Origin of the sequence: Moritella sp. 24, assembly GCF_018219155.1 — a bacterium.
Lineage (GTDB): Bacteria > Pseudomonadota > Gammaproteobacteria > Enterobacterales > Moritellaceae > Moritella.
In genome coordinates this window covers 4022450-4042223 of sequence record NZ_CP056123.1, presented here as the reverse complement: position 1 = coordinate 4042223, position 19774 = coordinate 4022450, and the positions used below count along the sequence as shown (strand labels likewise).

Below are 19774 nucleotides of genomic sequence, written 5' to 3'. Positions count from 1 at the left end.
CGCTGCTCTCATATTAACTAATCGTGTATTAGTTTTATGTAATATTTAGTTTTTTAAGATACGTGGGATTGTTTCTTCATCACGTAATGTCAGAATTTCACAGCCATCTTTGGTTACAACAAGTGTGTGTTCCCATTGTGCTGAATTTTTATTATCTTTTGTTAATACTGTCCAGTGATCATCTGCAACTTCATTGTGTTTCTTACCTGCATTGATCATAGGTTCAATCGTGAAGCACATGCCTTCTTTAAGCACTAGGTTCTGATTGCTTTCGTTGAAGCGAGATTTGTAATGTAATACTTGTGGTTCTTCATGGAATTTTTCACCAATGCCGTGGCCACAGTATTCTTCTACGATTGAGTATTTACGTGTTGGATTTGCTTTATTGTGAGTCTTGATTTTTTTCTCAATGATCTCGCCAATACGGCTTAAACGTGTACCCGGTTTTACTTGACGTAAACCGTCGTATAATGCTTCTTGTGCAATTCGGCAAAGTTGTTTGTTACGTGGTGATACTTCACCAACGAAAAACATTTTAGATGTATCGCCGTGGAAGCCATCTTTGATCACGGTAATATCAAGATTAACGATATCGCCATCTTCTAAAGGACGTTCATCAGGTACACCATGGCAAACAACGGTATTAATTGATGTACAGATTGATTTTGGAAATGCTGTGTCATCATTTTCATCGTAGCTAGGGTAAAATAGCGGTGCTGATAATGCATCGTTTGCTAAAGTGAATTCATGGCAACGATCATTTAGCTCCTGAGTAGTCACACCGGCAACAACAAATGGTTCTATCATTTCTAGTACTTGTGCTGCTAGACGGCCTGCAACACGCATTTTTTCGATTTGATCTTCAGTCTTAATGATTACGCTCATTTTTCACTCTTTAAATATATTGGGTGTTTTGTCTTATAACTATTATTGTAACGCTAATGAGAGTGAGAAGCATAAATTTTTTCTATGTATCAAAGGCTCTATTCACGTTATTGCTCTTTATGGGTATTTGTCTGTGGATTAATAATTAATTTTAACGACAAGAAAATTTCTTATAACCCGCTAAAATAAAGAGTGCGCGTAACTTCATCGCTCATTTTTTGCCGTAAAAGAGTGTCGCAAAATTTGTGCTATTTATCTGAATATGGTATAAAGCGCGCAATGAATTGGCAAATTCCAGTTACTGGCTGTTTGTTTAATCTCATACACACATATTTTATATAAATCACACACACATCGTCACATTTATCGGGGTGCTTTTGCTTTGTTTGATAATTGCTTGATTTTCTTGCGATTATTTAGAGGTTGAGGTCGAAAAAATGGGATGTGTGGAGGCCTAACCCCATACAAAACAAAGGAAATTTATAATGGCTACTGTATCAATGCGCGATATGCTACAAGCTGGTGTTCACTTCGGTCACCAAACTCGTTACTGGAATCCAAAAATGAAGCAATTCATTTTCGGTGCTCGTAGTAAAGTACATATCATCAACTTAGAACAAACTGTACCTATGTTCAACGAAGCTCTTGGTTTCATCAAGAACGTTGCAGACAAAAAAGGTAAAGTTCTTTTTGTTGGTACTAAAAAAGCTGCTGGCGAAACAATCAAAGAAGCTGCACTTTCATGTGACCAGTTCTACGTTGATCACCGCTGGTTAGGCGGTATGTTGACTAACTGGAAAACAGTTCGTCAATCAATCAAACGTCTAACTACTCTAGAAGCACAATCACAAGACGGTACATTCGAGCAACTTACTAAGAAAGAAGCTCTAATGAACACTCGTGAAATGGAAAAACTAGAGAAAAGCCTTGGTGGTATCAAAACTATGGGCGGTTTACCAGACGTTATCTTCATTATCGATGCTGACCATGAGCACATCGCTATTAAAGAAGCTAACAACCTAGGTATCCCAGTAGTAGCTATTGTTGATACAAACTCAAACCCAGACAACATTGATTTCGTTGTACCTGGTAACGATGATGCGATCCGTGCTATCAAACTTTATGCGGGTGCTGTTGCAGCAACTGTAAATGAAGGCCGTAATCAAGACATCGCTGCACAAGCTGAAAGCGACTTCATCGAAGAAGCTAAATAATAGCTTTTCGATTTAATCGATGCTCTTATTAACTAAGTGCACTATTTAGTTAGCAGGAGCCATATGGCTCCTGTTTTTTTTTGTATAAGAATTGAGGAAATTACCCATGGCAATTACTGCTGCAATGGTTAAAGAACTGCGCGAACGTACAGCTGCAGGCATGATGGATTGTAAAAAAGCGCTTGTTGCTTCTGAAGGCGACATGGAACTTGCAATTGAAAATATGCGTAAATCAGGCGCGATTAAAGCTGCTAAAAAAGCTGGCCGTATCGCTGCTGAAGGTGTTATCAAAACTAAAATTGGCAACGGCGTTGCTATCTTAGTTGAAATTAACTCTGAAACTGATTTCGTTGCTAAAGATGCAAGCTTCCTAGCATTTGCTGATCAAGTTGCAAACGTTGCACTTGCTGGTGAATTCACTACAGCTGAAGAACTTCTAGCTGCTGAATTTGAAGCGGGTCAAACTGTTGAAGAAGCACGTGCTAACCTGATTGCTAAAATCGGCGAAAACATCAACGTACGTCGTGTTCTAGTAGTTAAAGGTGACAACCTAGCTGAATACGTACACAGCGGTACTATCGGTGTTGTTACTTCTCTTAAAGGCGGCGACGCTGAATTAGCTAAGAAAATTGCTATGCACGTAGCAGCAGCTAAACCAGAATTCGTTAAACCTGAAAACGTTCCAGCTGAAGTTGTTGAAAAAGAACGCGCAATTCAAATCGATATCGCAGTTAAAAGTGGCAAGCCACAAGAAATCGCTGAGAAAATGGTTGTGGGCCGTATGAAGAAATTCACTGGTGAAGTTAGCCTTACTGGTCAAGCTTTCATCATGGAACCTTCAAAAACTGTTGGTCAACTTCTTAAAGAAGAAGGCGCAGATGTTGAAACTTTCATCCGCATCGAAGTTGGTGAAGGCATCGAAAAAGCTGAAGATGATTTCGCAGCTGAAGTTGCAGCTACAGTAGCAGCAGCACAAAAAGCATAATTTAATTATTGCTTAAGATTTAATATAGACCGCGGCTTAGGCTGCGGTTTTTCCACAATTAGGATAGAGAGATCATTATGACTACCAACCCGAAACCTGCATATCGTCGTATTTTATTAAAGCTTAGTGGTGAAGCTCTGATGGGAGACGAGAATTTTGGTATTGACCCTAAAGTTCTAGATCGCATGGCGCAAGAGATTAAAGAAATTGTTGAGCTAGGTGTTCAAGTTGGTTTGGTTATTGGTGGCGGTAACTTATTCCGTGGTGCAGGTCTTGCTGAAGCGGGTATGAACCGTGTAGTGGGCGATCACATGGGCATGTTAGCAACTGTGATGAATGGCTTAGCAATGCGTGATGCACTCCACCGTGCTTATGTGAATGCTCGTTTAATGTCTGCAATTGAATTACGTGGCGTATGTGACAGCTATAACTGGGCTGAAGCAATTAGTTTATTAAAAACAGGCCGAGTAGTAATCTTCTCAGCTGGTACAGGTAACCCATTCTGTACAACAGATTCTGCAGCGTGTTTACGTGGTATTGAAATTGAAGCTGATATCGTATTAAAAGCGACAAAAGTTGATGGCGTATACTCTGAAGATCCAGTTAAAAATCCAAATGCTGAATTTTACGATACGCTTGAATATCGTGAAGTTGTAGAAAAAGAACTTAAAATTATGGATCTATCTGCATTCACTCTTGCACGTGACCATAATTTACCTATGCGTGTATTTAACATGACTAAGCCAGGCGCTTTACGTCGTGTTATTATGGGTGAAGCTGAAGGCACATTGATTTCAAATGCAGCAAAGAAATAAAACTGAGTCTCAAATTCAGTAAATAAATACAATAGTTTAAAGTTTAGAGGGATTATAACAAGACCTCTAAATTGAATTGATTTACACTAAGTAAGTAAATTCTCATAAATAAGACAGTGTTTAGCACTGCTCGACAAATTTAAGGAAGACGTTGTGATCAACGAAATTAAAGATGACGCTCAGACCCGCATGGGCAAAACTATCGAAGCATTAAAAGGTCAACTATCTAAAGTTCGAACTGGCCGTGCACACCCAAGTATCCTAAACGGTATTACAGTTTCTTACTACGGTGCTAACACGCCACTTAACCAAATTGGTAACGTTGGTACTGAAGATTCACGTACATTAAGCATTACAGTGTTTGATGCAACGATGGTTCAAGCTGTAGAAAAAGCAATCATGATGTCTGATCTGGGTCTTAACCCACAGTCTGCTGGTACGAATATCCGTATCCCACTACCTGCGCTAACTGAAGAACGTCGTAAGAGTTTAATCAAAGTTGTACGTGCAGATGCTGAACAAGGCCGTGTTGCTATTCGTAACATCCGTCGTGATGCAAATGGCGATATTAAAGCACTATTAAAAGAAAAAGAAATCGGTGAAGATGATGATCGCCGTGCACAAGACGAAATCCAAAAACTGACTGATGTCTATATCAAGCAAGTTGATACTGTATTAGCAGATAAAGAAAAAGACTTAATGGAAGTGTAATTTATTTTACACGCTTAAAATGCCGTGTTTTGACACGGCGTTTTAATTTATAATGGATAGAAATAGTAATGGTAAACTCCAGCGAACTCGAAGCGTTAGTGAATGACTCGAAACCTAAGCACGTTGCAATCATCATGGATGGCAATGGGCGTTGGGCTGAACAGCGTGGCAAAATACGTATTAAAGGCCACCATGAAGGTGTTAAGTCTGTTCGTCGAGTTGTAAGTAGTGCATTAACTATTGGGGTTGAATCCTTAACGCTATTTGCATTTAGTAGCGAAAATTGGCGCCGACCTGAAGCTGAAGTTAGCATGTTGATGAAGTTATTCATGACAGTGTTAACGCGAGAAGTTAAAAAACTACACAAAAATGAAATCCGCCTGAAAATCATTGGCGATACCTCTGCATTTAGTCCTGCTATTCAAACCAAAATTGCTGACGCTGAAGCGTTAACTCGCCATAATACCAAATTAACCCTCAATATTGCAGCCAACTACGGTGGGCAGTCTGATATTGCTCATGCCGCTAAGCAGATTGCAATCGCGGTTAAAACGGGTGAAATTAGTGTCGATCAAATTGATGATAATATGCTCGGCCAACATATTGCAATGGCTGATCAACCCGCGGTAGATCTCATGATCCGTACGGGTGGCGATCATCGAATTAGTAACTTTTTATTGTGGCAATTGGCTTATGCGGAGCTGTATTTTACTGATACGTTATGGCCTGATTTCGACAATGTTGCGTTTGAAGATGCAATTGTTAGTTTTGTAAATCGAGAACGTCGTTTCGGCGGTACTGGTGAACAAGTCAGAGCTATTTTAACACAGCAGAAATAAACATAAATTAAGTGAGTACTGAGATAAATTCTGAGTACTTTTCAATAGGAGAACAACTTTTGCTTAAGCAACGAATTATCACTGCGCTAGTATTAGCGCCTTTAGCTCTCGCAGCTATCTTTCTGTTACCACTGCAATGGTATGCACTTGCAATTGCAGGCGTATTTATCTTAGCAACAAAAGAGTGGGCGGTATTGGTTGATAAAAACAATACTAAATTACCGAATGCGTTGATTGTGGGTTATTCACTTATCCTAGGTGCAACATTACTCGTTATTCCACCGGATGTACGTAATATTTGGCATGTGAGTGACGGTGAAATTGTCTTAGTACCTCTAGTAAGTGCGATTTTAAGTATTGGCGCTGTGTGGTGGGTAATTTGCGCTGCTTTAGTATTAACATATCCAAATAGTGCAAAAGCATGGACTAAGAATACGTTGGTTAAAGTTGTGTTTGGTATTGTTACCTTAGTGCCATTTTTCTGGGCTATGTTAGCACTGCGCTCTTATGATTATGCGCATGATCAGTTGTCTGGCGCATGGTTAGTGATGCTTGTTATGTTCTTGGTATGGGGTGCAGATTCAGGCGCTTACTTTACTGGTAAGAAATTTGGTAAAAATAAACTAGCGCCTAAAGTTAGCCCTGGTAAAACTCGCGAAGGCTTTTTAGGTGGCGTTGCTGTATCTATGATTATCGCGTTAATTGCTGCGGTTGTGATGGCTGTTTCACCTTCTGGGGAACTTGATAGCACTAAGCTTGTCATAGTTTTGTTCACGTGTTTTGTAACGTCAATTTCATCAACATTGGGTGATCTTAACGAGAGTATGTTTAAGCGTGAAGCCGGTGTAAAAGACAGTGGTACGTTATTACCTGGTCACGGTGGTATTTTAGATCGTATTGATAGTTTAACTGCCGCATTACCTGTATTTGCTGTTATTTATTTAGTTTGTTTTTAAGGGAGCGTTATTGTGATTGGATTAACGATATTGGGTGCGACTGGATCGATCGGTAAAAGTACCCTTGCAGTTATTCGTCAAAATCCTGAGCGCTTTCGGGTACAGGCTTTAACTGCGAATAGTAATGTTACTGAGATGCTTGCACAATGTTTAGAGTTTAAACCTTGTTATGCAGTGATGCTTAATGACGTTGCCGCAGGCCAGTTAGCGCAACAACTTAAATCACTTAATTGTTCTACAGAAGTACTTTCTGGCATAGATGCGTTATGCCAGGTCGCAGCGCTTGATGATACAGATATGGTTATGGCTGCGATTGTGGGGGCTGCAGGGCTAATGCCGACATTAGCTGCTGTTCGTGCCGGTAAGCGTATTCTTCTGGCAAATAAAGAAGCACTCGTTATGTCTGGTGCGTTATTTATGGAAGAAGTGAAAGCGAGCGGTGCTGAATTGTTACCGATTGATAGTGAGCACAATGCTATTTTTCAATCAATGCCGACTGCGGTACAAACAAATTTAGGTTTTTGTGATTTAGTTGCAGAAGGTATTAGCAAAATTTTGTTAACGGGCTCTGGTGGTCCGTTCCGTTATAGTGATATCGCGGATTTAGCAAATGTAACACCAGCGCAAGCTTGTGCTCATCCTAATTGGTCAATGGGACAGAAGATCTCCGTTGACTCTGCCACTATGATGAATAAAGGCTTGGAGTATATCGAAGCTAAGTGGTTATTTAATGCTGACGAAGCGCAGATTCAAGTTGTTATTCATCCTCAGTCTGTGATCCATTCAATGGTGAAATATACTGACGGTTCGGTATTAGCACAGATGGGTGAACCAGATATGTGTACGCCAATTGCACATGCGATGGCTTATCCACAACGTGTCCCTTCTGGTGTTAAACCATTAGATTTTTTTGAAATGGGTGAACTGACTTTCTTAAAGCCTGATTATGCACGTTATCCTTGCTTAAAATTAGCGATTGATGCTTGTTATCAAGGTCAAGCTGCTACTACAACATTAAATGCAGCCAATGAAATTGCAGTTGATGCTTTCTTAAATGGACAGATTGGCTTCACTGATATTGCTCGTGTAAATGAAACCGTATTGAATGGTCTTACTATTTCAGAACCAGATAATATTGATGCCTTAATTGATATTGATGCAATCGCGCGCGTTGAAACACTGCAAACAATAAATAGAGTAACAAAATGATATCGTCTTTATGGAACCTAGGTGCATTTATTATTGCCCTTGGTATTTTAGTTGCTATACATGAATTTGGTCACTTTTGGGTTGCACGTCGATGCGGCGTGAAAGTATTACGTTTTTCGATTGGTTTTGGTAAAACCTTATGGATGCGTACAGGTAAAGACGGCACTGAATATGTCATCGCAATGATCCCACTTGGTGGTTTCGTTAAAATGCTTGATGAACGTGTTGATGACGTACCTGAAGAGTTGAGATCACAATCGTTTAATCGTAAACCTGTGTTAGCTCGGATCGCGATTGTTGCCGCAGGGCCTTTAGCAAACTTTGCGTTAGCCATTGTTGCGTTTTGGTTTATGTTTATGATCGGTGTTCCTAGCGTGAAACCGGTTATTGGTGAAGTTGCTCCGCAGTCTGTTATGGCGCAAGCGGGCGTGACGAATAGAGCGATTATTACCGCGATTGATGGACAAGATGTTCAAGACTGGAATGATGTTAGTCTTAAATTAATTGAACACATGGGTGAACCATCGATGTCTGTTCAGTTATATCTTGAAGAGACAAATTATACGGTATCTCGACAAATTGATTTACGCGACTGGCAGTTTGATCCTGAGCGCGAATCACCGATAACAAGTGTTGGTCTAACACCTTATCGACCAGCTGTTAGTCAAGAGTTAGCGCAAGTTATGCCTGGTAGTGCCGGTGAACGTGCTGGATTATTAGCAGGTGATAAAATTATAGCGGTAGCGCAACAGCCTATTGATAGCTGGTTAGGGTTGGTTGACAAAATTCAAAATAGCCCTAATTCAATGTTAGTTGTGACCATTCTTCGTAATGGCCAGCAGTTAGCATTAAATGTTACACCGGAAGGTAAAACAGGACCAGACGGAGTATTAAAAGGTTATTTAGGTGTTGCTCCTGTTGTTGCTAGCTATCCTGAAGATTATCTTGTTGATATTCAATATGGTATTCTAGATTCAGTACAACAATCGGTTGAGCGTACTTGGCAACTTACAGCACTCACATTTAAGATGATTGGTCGCTTAGTCACAGGTGATATTTCGTTAAACAACCTTAGCGGACCGATTTCGATTGCCAAAAGTGCCGGAGCCAGTGCCGATTATGGTTTGGTTTACTTCTTAGGTTTCCTTGCCTTGATTAGTGTTAATCTAGGCTTAATGAATTTGATGCCACTTCCTGTATTAGACGGTGGCCATTTGGTGTTCTACACATTTGAACTTATTACTGGTCGACCTGTATCTGAAAAGATTCAAGAAGTCGGTTTCAAAGTAGGTTCAGTCATTATTATGCTATTAACGGGACTTGCCTTATTTAATGACTTTGCTCGTTTATAAGTCATTGAATTGCGTTTTAGGGATTATTTAATCAGAATGATAATTAATAAATATTTAGCTGGCGCACTACTTTCTGGTGCCTGCTTATTTACAAGTGCAACCGCAGTTGCTGCAAATAGCTTTATTATTAAAGATATTCAAGTTGAAGGCTTGCAGCGTGTCACATTAGGTGCCGCACTATTAAATATTCCCCTACGAGAAGGGGATAGTGTTAGCAGCAGTGATACCGCATTAGCAGTGAAAAAGTTGTATGCGTCTGGTAACTTTGATGATATTGAGTTGTACCGTGATGGATCAACGTTAGTATTTAAAGTCACTGAATTACCAACGATCAGCAGTATTGAATTTGTTGGTAACGAAGCTATCCCTGAAGAGCAGCTTAAAGAAAGCCTTAATTCATCTGGTATTCGTGTCGGTGAACCGATTGATCGTACAATTATTCGTTCGGTAGAGCAGGGTTTACAAGAATTCTATTATGGTGCTGGTCGCTATAGCGCAAAGATTAATACAATCATTACGCCGCTACCACGTAACCGTATCGATATTAAATTTAGTTTCGTTGAAGGTAAATCAGCAGAAATTAAACAGCTTAATATCTTAGGTAATACAGTTTATTCAACATCTGCATTAAAGAATTTGTTTGAGCTGAGTGATCATACGCCGTGGTGGAACTTCATGGCTGATCAGCAGTATCAAAAACAGCTGCTTGCGGGTGATTTAGAGAAGCTACGCAGTCACTATGTTGATAACGGTTATATCCGTTTTAAGACAGAATCAACACAGGTATCAATGACACCTGATAAGCAAGGTATTTATATTACGCTTAAAGTTGATGAAGGTGAGCAATATAAGCTTGGGCATATTACTTTAACGGGTGACTTACTCGATAAAGAAGAAGAGTTACGTGGTTTATTAGCGTTAAGTTCTGGTGAACTCTATAGCGGTGCTACAGTCACAGCAACAGAAGAGAGCTTAAGTCGCTACTTAAGCCGTTTTGGTTATGCTTATCCAAAAGTATCGACGTACCCAGAAATCAATGATGAAGACCATACGGTTAACTTGACCATTGCGGTTGAACCGGGCCCTCGTATTTATGTTCGCCGTATTAACTTTGCTGGTAATGATGTTACTAAAGATGAAGTATTACGTCGTGAAATGCGCCAAATGGAAGGTACTTGGTTATCTAATCGTTTAATCGACCGTTCTAAAACCCGTCTAAATCAACTTGGCTTCTTTGAAACAGTAAATACCAATACTGTTCGCGTACCGGGTGAAATGGATATAGTTGACGTTAATGTTCAAGTTAAAGAGCAACCTGCAGGTTCATTTAATGCGGGTATTGGTTATGGTTCTGAATCGGGCTTAAGTTTAAACGCAGGTATTCAGCAAGATAACTTCTTTGGTACAGGTAACAAAGCAGGTATTAGTGTCAGTACTAATGACTACTCTAAAAATGCCAGCATTAACTATACCGACCCATATTTCACGGTAGATGGTGTGAGCTTTGGTGGAAAGCTTTACTTCACTGATTTTGAAGCATCAGAAGCGGACATTGTTGATTATAACAACCGTACTTATGGTGTATCGGGTACATTAGGTTTCCCTGTAAATGAAAATAATACTCTGAGCTTTAGTTTAGGCTATGAGTGGAATAAGATTTCTCAAACAACCTCTTATGCACAAACAGATATTTTCTGGGATATTTATCAAGATGAAGTTGATAACGATGGTAGCTTTGTTGTATTCCAAGGTTTTGATGTATCTGCCGCTTGGCGTCGCCGTACCTTAAACCGTGGTGTATTTGCGACATCTGGTTCAGAGCAAAAAGCGAACTTCACGATGACTGTGCCGGGCTCTGATGTACAGTACTTTAAAATGAGCTTTGATAATAAGTATTATATTCCAATATCAACCAATCACCGTTGGTCAGTCTTAATGCGTGGTCGTATAGCTTATGGTAATGGTTATGGTAAAACATCAAATGGTGACGATCATGTCTTACCATTTTATGAAAATTACTATGCTGGTGGTTTCTATTCAGTTCGTGGCTTTAACAGTAATACCATCAGTCCTAAAGGTTTGCAGAGCTCTAATGCCCCAGGCAGTGGTAATAAAGGTTACGTAGCAACTGATTCATCAATTGGTGGTAATGCACTTGCTACTGGTAGCGTTGAATTAATTTTCCCTACGCCTTTCTTAAGTGAAGAGTATGCTAACTTAGTTCGAACGACAGTATTTGTTGATGCGGGTTCGGTATGGGATACTGAATTTGATGCTTCTACATATGCAAATCAAGCATGTTTGGGTGGTTGTGAATACTACGGTGACTATTCTGACCCTTCACGTCTACGCGCATCGGCTGGTGTGAGCTTGCAATGGTTATCGCCAATGGGACCACTAGTGTTCTCGTTAGCAACACCACTGAAAGAATACGAAGGCGATAAAACTGAAGTATTTACCTTTAATATTGGTACCACTTTCTAAACTAACTCATATTGATTAATGCATACTTTCCTGATGTGAAAGTATGCTTACAAGTTGTAATCTAACTAGGGATTAAAATGAAAAAATTTATTAAAGCAACAGCATTAGCACTGGCTCTTGGTGCATCATTTACTGCAAGTGCGGCTGGTTACGCTGTTGTTGATGCAGGTAAAATATTACAGCAATTACCACAGCGTGAAGCGATTGGTAAACGTCTAAATGAAGAATTCCAAACACGTGCGATTGAACTAAATAAATTACAGAAAGAATTGGTTGAATTGAACGAAAAACGTCAGCGTGATGCAGCGTTAATGACACCACAAGAGCAAACTAAATTAATTCGTAAATTAGAAGAACTTGATGCGCAACTGAAATTAAAAGGTAAAGCGTTTAAAGAAGATCAGCAGCGTCGTGGCCAAGAAGAAAATAACAAATTGTTAGTATTATTACAAAACGCGATTGAAACTGTGTCTAAGCGTGACGGTTATGATCTTGTGATCACGAAACAAGCTGCTTTATTCTTAGATCCAAAATTAGATATTTCTGACAAAATCATACAAGAATTAAGCAAGTAATCCTATTTCGCGAACGTAAAAGTGTAGTAAAATAGTATAAAATTATTTATAGGTAGAAAGGTTTAACATGGCAATGACGTTACAAGAAATAGCAACAGCAATTCAAGCTGAGCTACACGGCGATGGTAGCATCGAGATTAGTTCGATTAATTCGATGCAAAATGCACAGCCGGGTAGTATTACTTTTTTAAGTGATAGTAAATACAGCGCACAATTAGCGAATGTTGCAGCGTCTGCAGTGATTGTTAAACCTGATGACTTGGCTGCATGTAATACCAATGCGCTCGTAATGAAAAACCCGTACGTTGGCTTTGCGCTAGTCGCACAATTGCTTGATACGACTCCTGCACCTGCAACTGATATTGCACCAAGTGCTGTCATCGCGAATGATGTGATATTGGGCAAAAATGTGGCGATTGGTGCGAATGCCGTTATTGAAACTGGCGTATCATTAGCGGACAATGTGATCATTGGCGCAGGCTGCTTTATAGGTAAAAATACTAAGATTGGTCAGAGCACTAAATTGTGGGCAAATGTTACTATTTATCATGATATTGAAATCGGTGCTGATTGCTTGATCCAAAGTGGCACTGTGATTGGCGCAGACGGCTTTGGCTATGCGAATGACGGTGGTAAATGGATCAAAATCCCACAATTAGGGCGCGTGATTATTGGCGACCGTGTTGAAATCGGCGCGTGTACAACGATTGATCGTGGTGCATTAGATAATACCATTATTGCTGATGGCGTGATTTTAGATAATCAGTGTCAAGTTGGCCATAATGTTGAAATAGGTGAAAACACCGCTATTTCTGGCGGTACTCTGTTAGCAGGAAGCTTAAAACTAGGTAAACAATGCATGATTGGTGGTGGTAGTGTTATCAATGGTCATATGGAAATAACCGATAACGTTAATATCACTGGTATGTCGATGGTAATGCGCCCTATTGATAAAGCGGGCCTTTACTCATCTGGTATTCCAGCACAAGCTAATCGTGACTGGCGTCGTCAAACTGCCCGCGTAATGAAAATTGATGATATGCATAAACGCTTATCTAAACTAGAAAAATCAAGCTAGAAAAACGAAGTAAAGCTTTCGTTGCTACAGGAAAAAAAATTTTGAGTGAACAACTAAATACAATTGAAATACAAGAAATCATGACTCTTCTACCGCACAGGTATCCGTTCTTACTTGTAGACCGTGTATTGGATTATGTACCGGGTAAATCGATACATGCAGTTAAAAATGTATCGGTAAATGAGCCTCAATTTACTGGCCATTTCCCAACTAACCCTATTTTTCCGGGTGTATTGATTTTAGAAGCATTAGCACAAGCATCGGGTTTACTCGGTTATAAATCTGATGGCGGTCCAGCAGACAATGAACTGTATTATTTTGCTGGTATTGATAAGGCGCGTTTTCGCAAGCCTGTTGTGCCTGGTGATGTTTTACATCTGCACATCGAATTAATTAAAGAACGCCGTGGTATCGGTCGCTTTACTGCAATTGCAAAAGTTGATGGCAAAGTGGTTTGTGACGCAGAGATCATGTGCGCGAAACGAGAGGCTAACTAGTGATCCATGAAACAGCTATTGTGCATGAAAGCGCAAAAATTGGTAACAATGTAAAAATTGGTCCTTGGACTATTGTTGGTGAGAATGTAGAGATTGGCGATGATTGTGTTATCGCTTCTCACGTTGTTATTAACGGTCCTTGTAAAATTGGTCAAGGTAATCGCTTTTTCCAATACGGTTCGATCGGTGAAGAATGCCAAGATCTAAAATATGCGGGTGAAAACACGCGTCTTGAGATCGGTGATAATAACGTCTTTCGTGAAGGTGTCACCATTCACCGCGGTACCGTACAAGATCAAGGTTTAACCAAAATTGGTAGCAATAGCTTATTCATGGTAAATGCCCACGTTGCACACGATGTGATCATTGGTGACAACTGTATCTTTGCTAATAACGCAACATTAGCGGGTCATGTACACATCGGTGACTTTGTTATCTTTGGTGGTCATGCTGCGATTCATCAATTTGGTAAAGTGGGTTCTCATGCTTTTGTTGCTGGCGGTTCGGTTATCATTAAAGATATCCCTCCGTATGTAATGGCATCGGGTCATCACGCTAAGCCTTTTGGTATCAACTCTGAAGGCCTTAAGCGCCGTGGATTTGATGCTGAAGCGATTAAAGCTGTTAAACGTGCTTACCGTGTATTATTCCGTCAAGGTAACACGGTTGCTGAAGCATTAGCAGCATTAGAAGAAAGTGCAAATGAACAACCAAGCGTTGCTTTGTTTACAGAATTTTTAAAAACCAATGAACGTGGTATTATTCGTTAATCGTATTCTTCATAGATAGCTTACAATGACAACGAAACCATTACGTATTGGTATTATCGCCGGGGAAGTCTCCGGCGATATTTTAGCTGCCGCCCTGATCAAAGAAATTAAATCTCGTCATCCTGATGCCATTTTCGAGGGTATCGCTGGACCACGCATGCAAGCGCTTGGTTTTAATACCTTGTTTGAGATGGAAGAGTTATCTGTATTCGGTCTTGTCGAAGTGCTTGGTCGTCTTCCTCGACTGTTTAAAGTCAAACGAGAAGTACTTGCCCATTTTAAACAAAACCCGCCTGATATCTTTATTGGTGTTGATGCGCCTGATTTTAATATTCCCATTGAATTAAAGCTAAAAGCTGACGGTATAAAAACCGTGCATTATGTCAGCCCGTCTGTGTGGGCATGGCGTCAAAAACGTGTATTTAAGATTAAAAAAGCAGTGGATATGGTACTTGCTTTTCTACCGTTTGAAAAAGCATTCTATGACGAATATGATGTGCCTTGCCGTTTCATTGGCCATACGATGGCTGATTCTATTCCATTAGCAGGCGCAGATAAGCAAGCTGCAATAGCACAATTAGAACTTGTTCCTAAGCAACGTTATGTGGCGATTTTACCTGGTAGCCGCGCCGGTGAAGTCGGGCTGTTATCAGCAAGTTTTCTAGAAACTGCCGTTTTATTAAAACAGCGTTTTAGTGACTTACAGTTTGTTGTACCTATGGTTAACGAACTGCGCAAAGAACAATTTCTCGCAATTAAGCAAGAAGTAGCCCCTGATCTTGATGTGATCGTTTTAGACGGTCATGCGCGTGAAGCGATGGCGGTTGCAGATGCGGTGTTATTAGCATCAGGTACAGCAGCACTCGAAACCATGTTGATGAAGCGTGCTATGGTTGTCGGGTATCGTGTTAAGCCAATGACGTACCAAATCATGTTACGTCTGATGAAAGCACCATTTGTCTCATTACCAAATTTACTTGCGAAAAAAGAGATTGTTGCAGAGCGCTTACAAGATGATTGCCAGCCTGAAATACTCGCTGACGAGATGGCAAAGCTACTCGAAACAGACAATGCAGATTTGATCGCACACTTTACTGAGTTACATGAACAAATTCGTTGTAATGCAGATGAAAAAGCGGCAGATGCTGTACTTGAATTAATTAATAATACCCCAGCATTAGAGCAGGTAACTAAAAATGTATGATGATGTAATTTACCCTGAAGGAAAACTGGTTGCTGGTGTTGACGAAGTAGGTCGTGGCCCATTAGTGGGTGACGTTGTTACTGCGGCAGTTATACTTGATCCGAATAACCCGATAGTGGGCTTAACGGATTCGAAAAAATTAAGTGAAAAAAAGCGTCAATTACTGTTTCCTGAAATTAAAGAAAAAGCACTAGCGTGGAGTATTGGCCGCTGTAGTCCAAGTGAGATTGATGAACTGAATATCTTACAAGCAACCATGGTTGCGATGCAACGTGCTGTTGCTGGATTATCAGTACAACCAGAACATGTGTTTATTGATGGTAACCGTTGTCCTGCATTACCAATGACCGCTGAAGCGATTGTCAAAGGTGATTTACGTGTAGCGGAAATAAGTGCTGCGTCTATCTTAGCAAAAGTGGTTCGTGATGCCGAGATGGAAGAACTTGATCAACGTTACCCTGAATATGGTTTTGCGCAGCATAAAGGTTACCCAACCAAAGCGCACATGGAAAAATTAGCGGAACTTGGACCAACTGAAGAGTACCGTAAAAGTTTTAAACCTGTGCAACGCGCGCTGGGTCTATTAAAATAAGGTAGGTGGCCTGGCGCCACTTTATCGTTATTGTTTCTCGTTTTATTTTATCTACTCTCAATTAGCAGAAAGTCTTATTTATGGCAGAACCTCGTTTTATTCACCTGCATTTACACTCCGAGTTCTCGATGGTGGACAGCTTAGTACGTATTAAACGTCTTGCTCCCCGCTTACAAGAGCTCAACATGCCCGCAGTCGCATTAACCGATCAAACGAATATGTGCGCATTGGTTAAATTTTATGGTGCAATGCAAAAGTCAGGGGTTAAACCCATTCTTGGTGCTGATTTTTGGGTGCAAAGTGAAGAATACCCTGATGAACAGTTCAAGCTAACCGCGTTAGCAAAAGATAATAAGGGTTATAACAACATTACGGTGTTGATCTCTAAAGCATACACCCGGGGACACGTTGACGGTCGTGCAATTATTGATAAAGCATGGCTAGCAGAACATGCTGAAGGGGTGATCTTATTATCTGGTGCGCGTAATGGCGATGTCGGTAAGGCTTTATTAAAAGGCAATGCTGCACTTGCTCAGCAATGCGTTGCTTTTTACCAAACCCATTTTCCTGATAGTTATTATCTTGAGTTAATTCGTACTGGGCGTCCAGACGAAGAAGCTTATCTGCACATGGCTGTTGATTTTGCGGCTCAGTATCAGTTGCCTGTTGTGGCAACAAATGATGTGGTGTTCTTACATGAAGATGAATTTGATGCGCATGAGATCCGCGTATCGATTCATGATGGTTATACACTAGAAGACAAGCGTCGCCCTCGGCTATACAGCAAAGAGCAATACTTACGCAGTGAAGATGAAATGTGTGAGTTATTTGCTGATATACCTGAAGCGCTGGCTAACTCTGTTGAAATTGCCAAACGTTGTAATGCGACAGTACGCTTAGGCGAATATTTCTTACCTAACTTCCCAACAGGTGAGCTTTCTACTGAAGATTTTTTAGTTAAAGTATCTGAAGATGGCTTGGTTGAACGTTTAGACTTTCTGTTTCCTGATCCCGTTGAGCGTGAACGTCAGCGCCCTGCTTATGAAGAGCGTTTAGATGTTGAGCTTAAAGTAATTAACAATATGGGATTCCCTGGTTACTTCTTAATTGTAATGGAGTTCATTCAGTGGAGTAAGGACAACAATATTCCTGTTGGTCCTGGTCGCGGGTCCGGCGCTGGTTCATTAGTGGCTTATGCGCTTAAGATTACCGATCTTGATCCGATTGAATATGAATTACTGTTCGAACGTTTCTTGAATCCTGAACGTGTCTCTATGCCCGATTTCGATGTCGATTTCTGTATGGATCGCCGTGATGAAGTCATTGATCACGTAGCGGAGCTTTATAATCGAGATGCGGTAAGTCAGATCATTACTTTTGGTACCATGGCGGCAAAAGCCGTGATACGCGATGTTGGACGTGTGCTTGGTCATCCGTTTGGTTTTGTTGATCGTATTTCTAAGTTAATTCCCGGTGATCCTGGAATGACCTTAACCAAAGCGTGGGACGTTGAACCACGTTTAGATGAAATGTATCAAGGTGATGAAGAAGTACGTGCACTCGTTGATATGGCACGTATTCTGGAAGGTGTTACACGTAATGCCGGTAAACATGCTGGTGGTGTTGTAATTTCACCTACCTTGATCACTGATTTCGCGCCCTTGTACTGTGATGATGAAGGTAATAACCCCGTTACACAGTTTGATAAGAATGACGTAGAAGAAGCCGGGCTGGTTAAGTTCGATTTCTTGGGTCTAAGAACCTTGACTATTATTCAGTGGGCGCTGGATATGGCAAACCCACATTTAGTCAAGCAAGGTAAAGAAGCGATTCGAATTGAATCGATTGATATTACCGATAAAAGATGTTTTGACTTATTGCAACGTTCTGAAACAACCGCGGTATTCCAGCTTGAATCCCGTGGTATGAAAGATCTGATTCGACGCCTTAAGCCCGATAGTTTTGAAGATATGATTGCACTGGTAGCTTTGTTCCGACCTGGTCCATTGCAATCAGGCATGGTAGATAATTTCATTGACCGTAAACATGGTCGAGAAGAAGTGTCTTACCCTGATGCGCAGTATCAGCATGAATCGTTGAAAGAGATTTTAGATCCGACTTACGGCATTATCTTGTATCAAGAACAAGTAATGCAGATTGCCCAAGTCTTATCTGGTTACACCCTAGGTGGCGCCGACATGTTACGTCGTGCTATGGGTAAGAAAAAACCAGAAGAGATGGAAAAACAGCGTGGTACCTTTAAAGAGGGTGCGATAAACAATGGCGTCGACGGCGAACTGTCGATGAAGATCTTCGATCTGGTAGAGAAATTTGCGGGTTACGGCTTCAACAAATCTCACTCTGCTGCATACGCGTTAGTATCGTATCAAACGTTGTGGATGAAGACCCATTATCCTTCTTATTTCATGGCTGCTGTAATGTCAGCGGATATGGATAATACCGAGAAAGTCGTTACCCTTGTTGATGAAGTTGAACGCATGGGGCTGACAATATTACCGCCTGATGTGAACAAAGGTCTATTCAAATTCAATGTTGATGAAGACCATACTATTATTTATGGTATTGGTGCGATTAAAGGCGTGGGTGAAGGCCCAATTGACGCGATTATTGCAGCACGTGAAAGTGGTGGTGAATTCTCTGATTTATTTGATTTCTGTAATCGTGTTGATTTGAAAAAAATCAATAAAAGAATCATGGAAAAACTGATTTATGCCGGAGCATTAGATAAATTAGGTCCTCATCGCGCGGCCTTGCATGCTACATTACCTGAAGCGATGAAAGCTGCTGCACAACATGCAATGGCGGAATCTCATGGCCAAACCGATCTGTTTGGGATTTTAACCACAGAACCGGAAGAAGTAGAAAGCAAGTTTGCTGATGTACCTGAATGGCCTGATAAAGTGTGGCTAGAAGGGGAACGTGAAACGCTGGGTCTTTATCTTACTGGTCATCCGATTAATCAGTATATTAAAGAGGTTAAGCGTTATTCGAGTAACCGCTTGAAAGATGTAAAACCGACCGAACGTGGTAAAGTTGTTACTGCAGTTGGTTTAGTTATTTCTGCGCAAGTAAAAGTAACGAAAAAAGGTACCCGTATGGGGATCTTAGAAATAGATGATAAGAGTGGCCGCTTAAGTGTGATGTTCTTCTCAGAAGCGTTTGAACGTTATGAGGAATACATAGCTAAAGATCGCATTTTAGTGATTACTGGAGAGGTCAGCTTTGACGATTTCAATGGCGGGTATAAGATGACCGCCAGAGAAGTTATGGATATTGAAGCCGCGCGAGAACGTTATGCGCGAGGCCTCACATTGCAATTAAATGCAGAAAAAATAAATGATAAGTTTATGGGCAAGTTTATGGAAACACTTGAACCTTATCGGGCAGGTACTTGTCCCATAAATATAGTTTATCAACGCGCTGATGCTAAGGCCAAATTAACCTTAGGTGTCGAATGGCGAGTATCCCCTACAGATGAGCTCTTATATGGATTAGAGCTGATGTTAGGGTCGGGAAATGTTGATCTTGAATTTGATTAGTGTGGACGTTAACTGATTGTCGTCATTAGCCATAATATTTAGATAAGG

At 40.6% G+C, this 19774-nt stretch carries 17 protein-coding genes; 16 read left to right on the top strand and 1 reads right to left on the bottom strand.

Annotated features, from left to right (window positions below):
- Window positions 1–45: 45 nt before the first annotated feature.
- The gene (gene map, locus HWV00_RS17980) at window positions 46–885 is read right to left on the bottom strand and encodes a type I methionyl aminopeptidase (protein ID WP_211683589.1); all 840 of its coding nucleotides are present in this window, start codon (window positions 883–885) and stop codon (window positions 46–48) included.
- Between the two features lie 485 nt (window positions 886–1370).
- Between map and rpsB the strand changes: the two genes are divergently transcribed.
- From rpsB to dnaE, 16 genes are all read left to right on the top strand, one after another.
- Window positions 1371–2099 (top strand): 30S ribosomal protein S2, encoded by a 729-nt coding sequence (gene rpsB, locus HWV00_RS17975; protein ID WP_211683587.1) that lies wholly within the window; start codon window positions 1371–1373, stop codon window positions 2097–2099.
- A gap of 106 nt (window positions 2100–2205) precedes the next feature.
- A complete protein-coding gene (gene tsf / locus HWV00_RS17970) occupies window positions 2206–3084 on the top strand; it encodes a translation elongation factor Ts (RefSeq protein ID WP_211683585.1) in 879 nt (292 codons plus the stop codon).
- 77 nt (window positions 3085–3161) lie between these two features.
- On the top strand, window positions 3162–3899 hold the full coding sequence (gene pyrH / locus HWV00_RS17965; protein WP_211683582.1) for a UMP kinase: 738 nt from the start codon (window positions 3162–3164) through the stop codon (window positions 3897–3899).
- Between the two features lie 153 nt (window positions 3900–4052).
- Window positions 4053–4610: a ribosome recycling factor gene (frr, locus tag HWV00_RS17960; RefSeq protein WP_211683580.1), complete on the top strand. Its 558-nt coding sequence runs from the start codon at window positions 4053–4055 to the stop codon at window positions 4608–4610.
- 68 nt (window positions 4611–4678) lie between these two features.
- On the top strand, window positions 4679–5449 hold the full coding sequence (gene uppS, locus HWV00_RS17955) for a polyprenyl diphosphate synthase (RefSeq protein ID WP_211683578.1): 771 nt from the start codon (window positions 4679–4681) through the stop codon (window positions 5447–5449).
- Between the two features lie 59 nt (window positions 5450–5508).
- Window positions 5509–6405 carry a CDP-archaeol synthase gene (locus HWV00_RS17950; protein WP_211683576.1) on the top strand — a complete coding sequence of 299 codons (897 nt, stop codon included), beginning with the start codon at window positions 5509–5511 and terminating at the stop codon, window positions 6403–6405.
- 12 nt (window positions 6406–6417) lie between these two features.
- A complete protein-coding gene (gene ispC, locus HWV00_RS17945) occupies window positions 6418–7614 on the top strand; it encodes a 1-deoxy-D-xylulose-5-phosphate reductoisomerase (RefSeq protein WP_211683574.1) in 1197 nt (398 codons plus the stop codon).
- Window positions 7611–8966 carry a sigma E protease regulator RseP gene (gene rseP, locus HWV00_RS17940; RefSeq protein WP_211683572.1) on the top strand — a complete coding sequence of 452 codons (1356 nt, stop codon included), beginning with the start codon at window positions 7611–7613 and terminating at the stop codon, window positions 8964–8966. The genes ispC and rseP overlap by 4 nt, the downstream gene beginning before the upstream one ends.
- 36 nt (window positions 8967–9002) lie before the next feature.
- Window positions 9003–11450: an outer membrane protein assembly factor BamA gene (bamA, locus tag HWV00_RS17935; protein ID WP_211683570.1), complete on the top strand. Its 2448-nt coding sequence runs from the start codon at window positions 9003–9005 to the stop codon at window positions 11448–11450.
- Window positions 11451–11527: 77 nt separating this feature from the next.
- Window positions 11528–12025 carry an OmpH family outer membrane protein gene (locus tag HWV00_RS17930; protein ID WP_211683568.1) on the top strand — a complete coding sequence of 166 codons (498 nt, stop codon included), beginning with the start codon at window positions 11528–11530 and terminating at the stop codon, window positions 12023–12025.
- A 67-nt stretch (window positions 12026–12092) separates the two neighbouring features.
- On the top strand, window positions 12093–13103 hold the full coding sequence (gene lpxD / locus HWV00_RS17925) for a UDP-3-O-(3-hydroxymyristoyl)glucosamine N-acyltransferase (protein WP_211683566.1): 1011 nt from the start codon (window positions 12093–12095) through the stop codon (window positions 13101–13103).
- Window positions 13104–13183: 80 nt separating this feature from the next.
- Window positions 13184–13600: a 3-hydroxyacyl-ACP dehydratase FabZ gene (gene fabZ / locus HWV00_RS17920; protein WP_370630525.1), complete on the top strand. Its 417-nt coding sequence runs from the start codon at window positions 13184–13186 to the stop codon at window positions 13598–13600.
- Window positions 13600–14370 carry an acyl-ACP--UDP-N-acetylglucosamine O-acyltransferase gene (gene lpxA, locus HWV00_RS17915; protein WP_211683562.1) on the top strand — a complete coding sequence of 257 codons (771 nt, stop codon included), beginning with the start codon at window positions 13600–13602 and terminating at the stop codon, window positions 14368–14370. The genes fabZ and lpxA overlap by 1 nt, the downstream gene beginning before the upstream one ends.
- Before the next feature lie 25 nt (window positions 14371–14395).
- Window positions 14396–15574: a lipid-A-disaccharide synthase gene (gene lpxB, locus HWV00_RS17910; RefSeq protein ID WP_211683560.1), complete on the top strand. Its 1179-nt coding sequence runs from the start codon at window positions 14396–14398 to the stop codon at window positions 15572–15574.
- The gene (rnhB, locus tag HWV00_RS17905; protein WP_211683558.1) at window positions 15567–16166 is read left to right on the top strand and encodes a ribonuclease HII; all 600 of its coding nucleotides are present in this window, start codon (window positions 15567–15569) and stop codon (window positions 16164–16166) included. Before lpxB ends, rnhB begins: the two co-directional genes overlap by 8 nt.
- Before the next feature lie 80 nt (window positions 16167–16246).
- Window positions 16247–19726 (top strand): DNA polymerase III subunit alpha, encoded by a 3480-nt coding sequence (gene dnaE, locus HWV00_RS17900; RefSeq protein WP_211683556.1) that lies wholly within the window; start codon window positions 16247–16249, stop codon window positions 19724–19726.
- The last annotated feature ends 48 nt before the right edge of the window (window positions 19727–19774 follow it).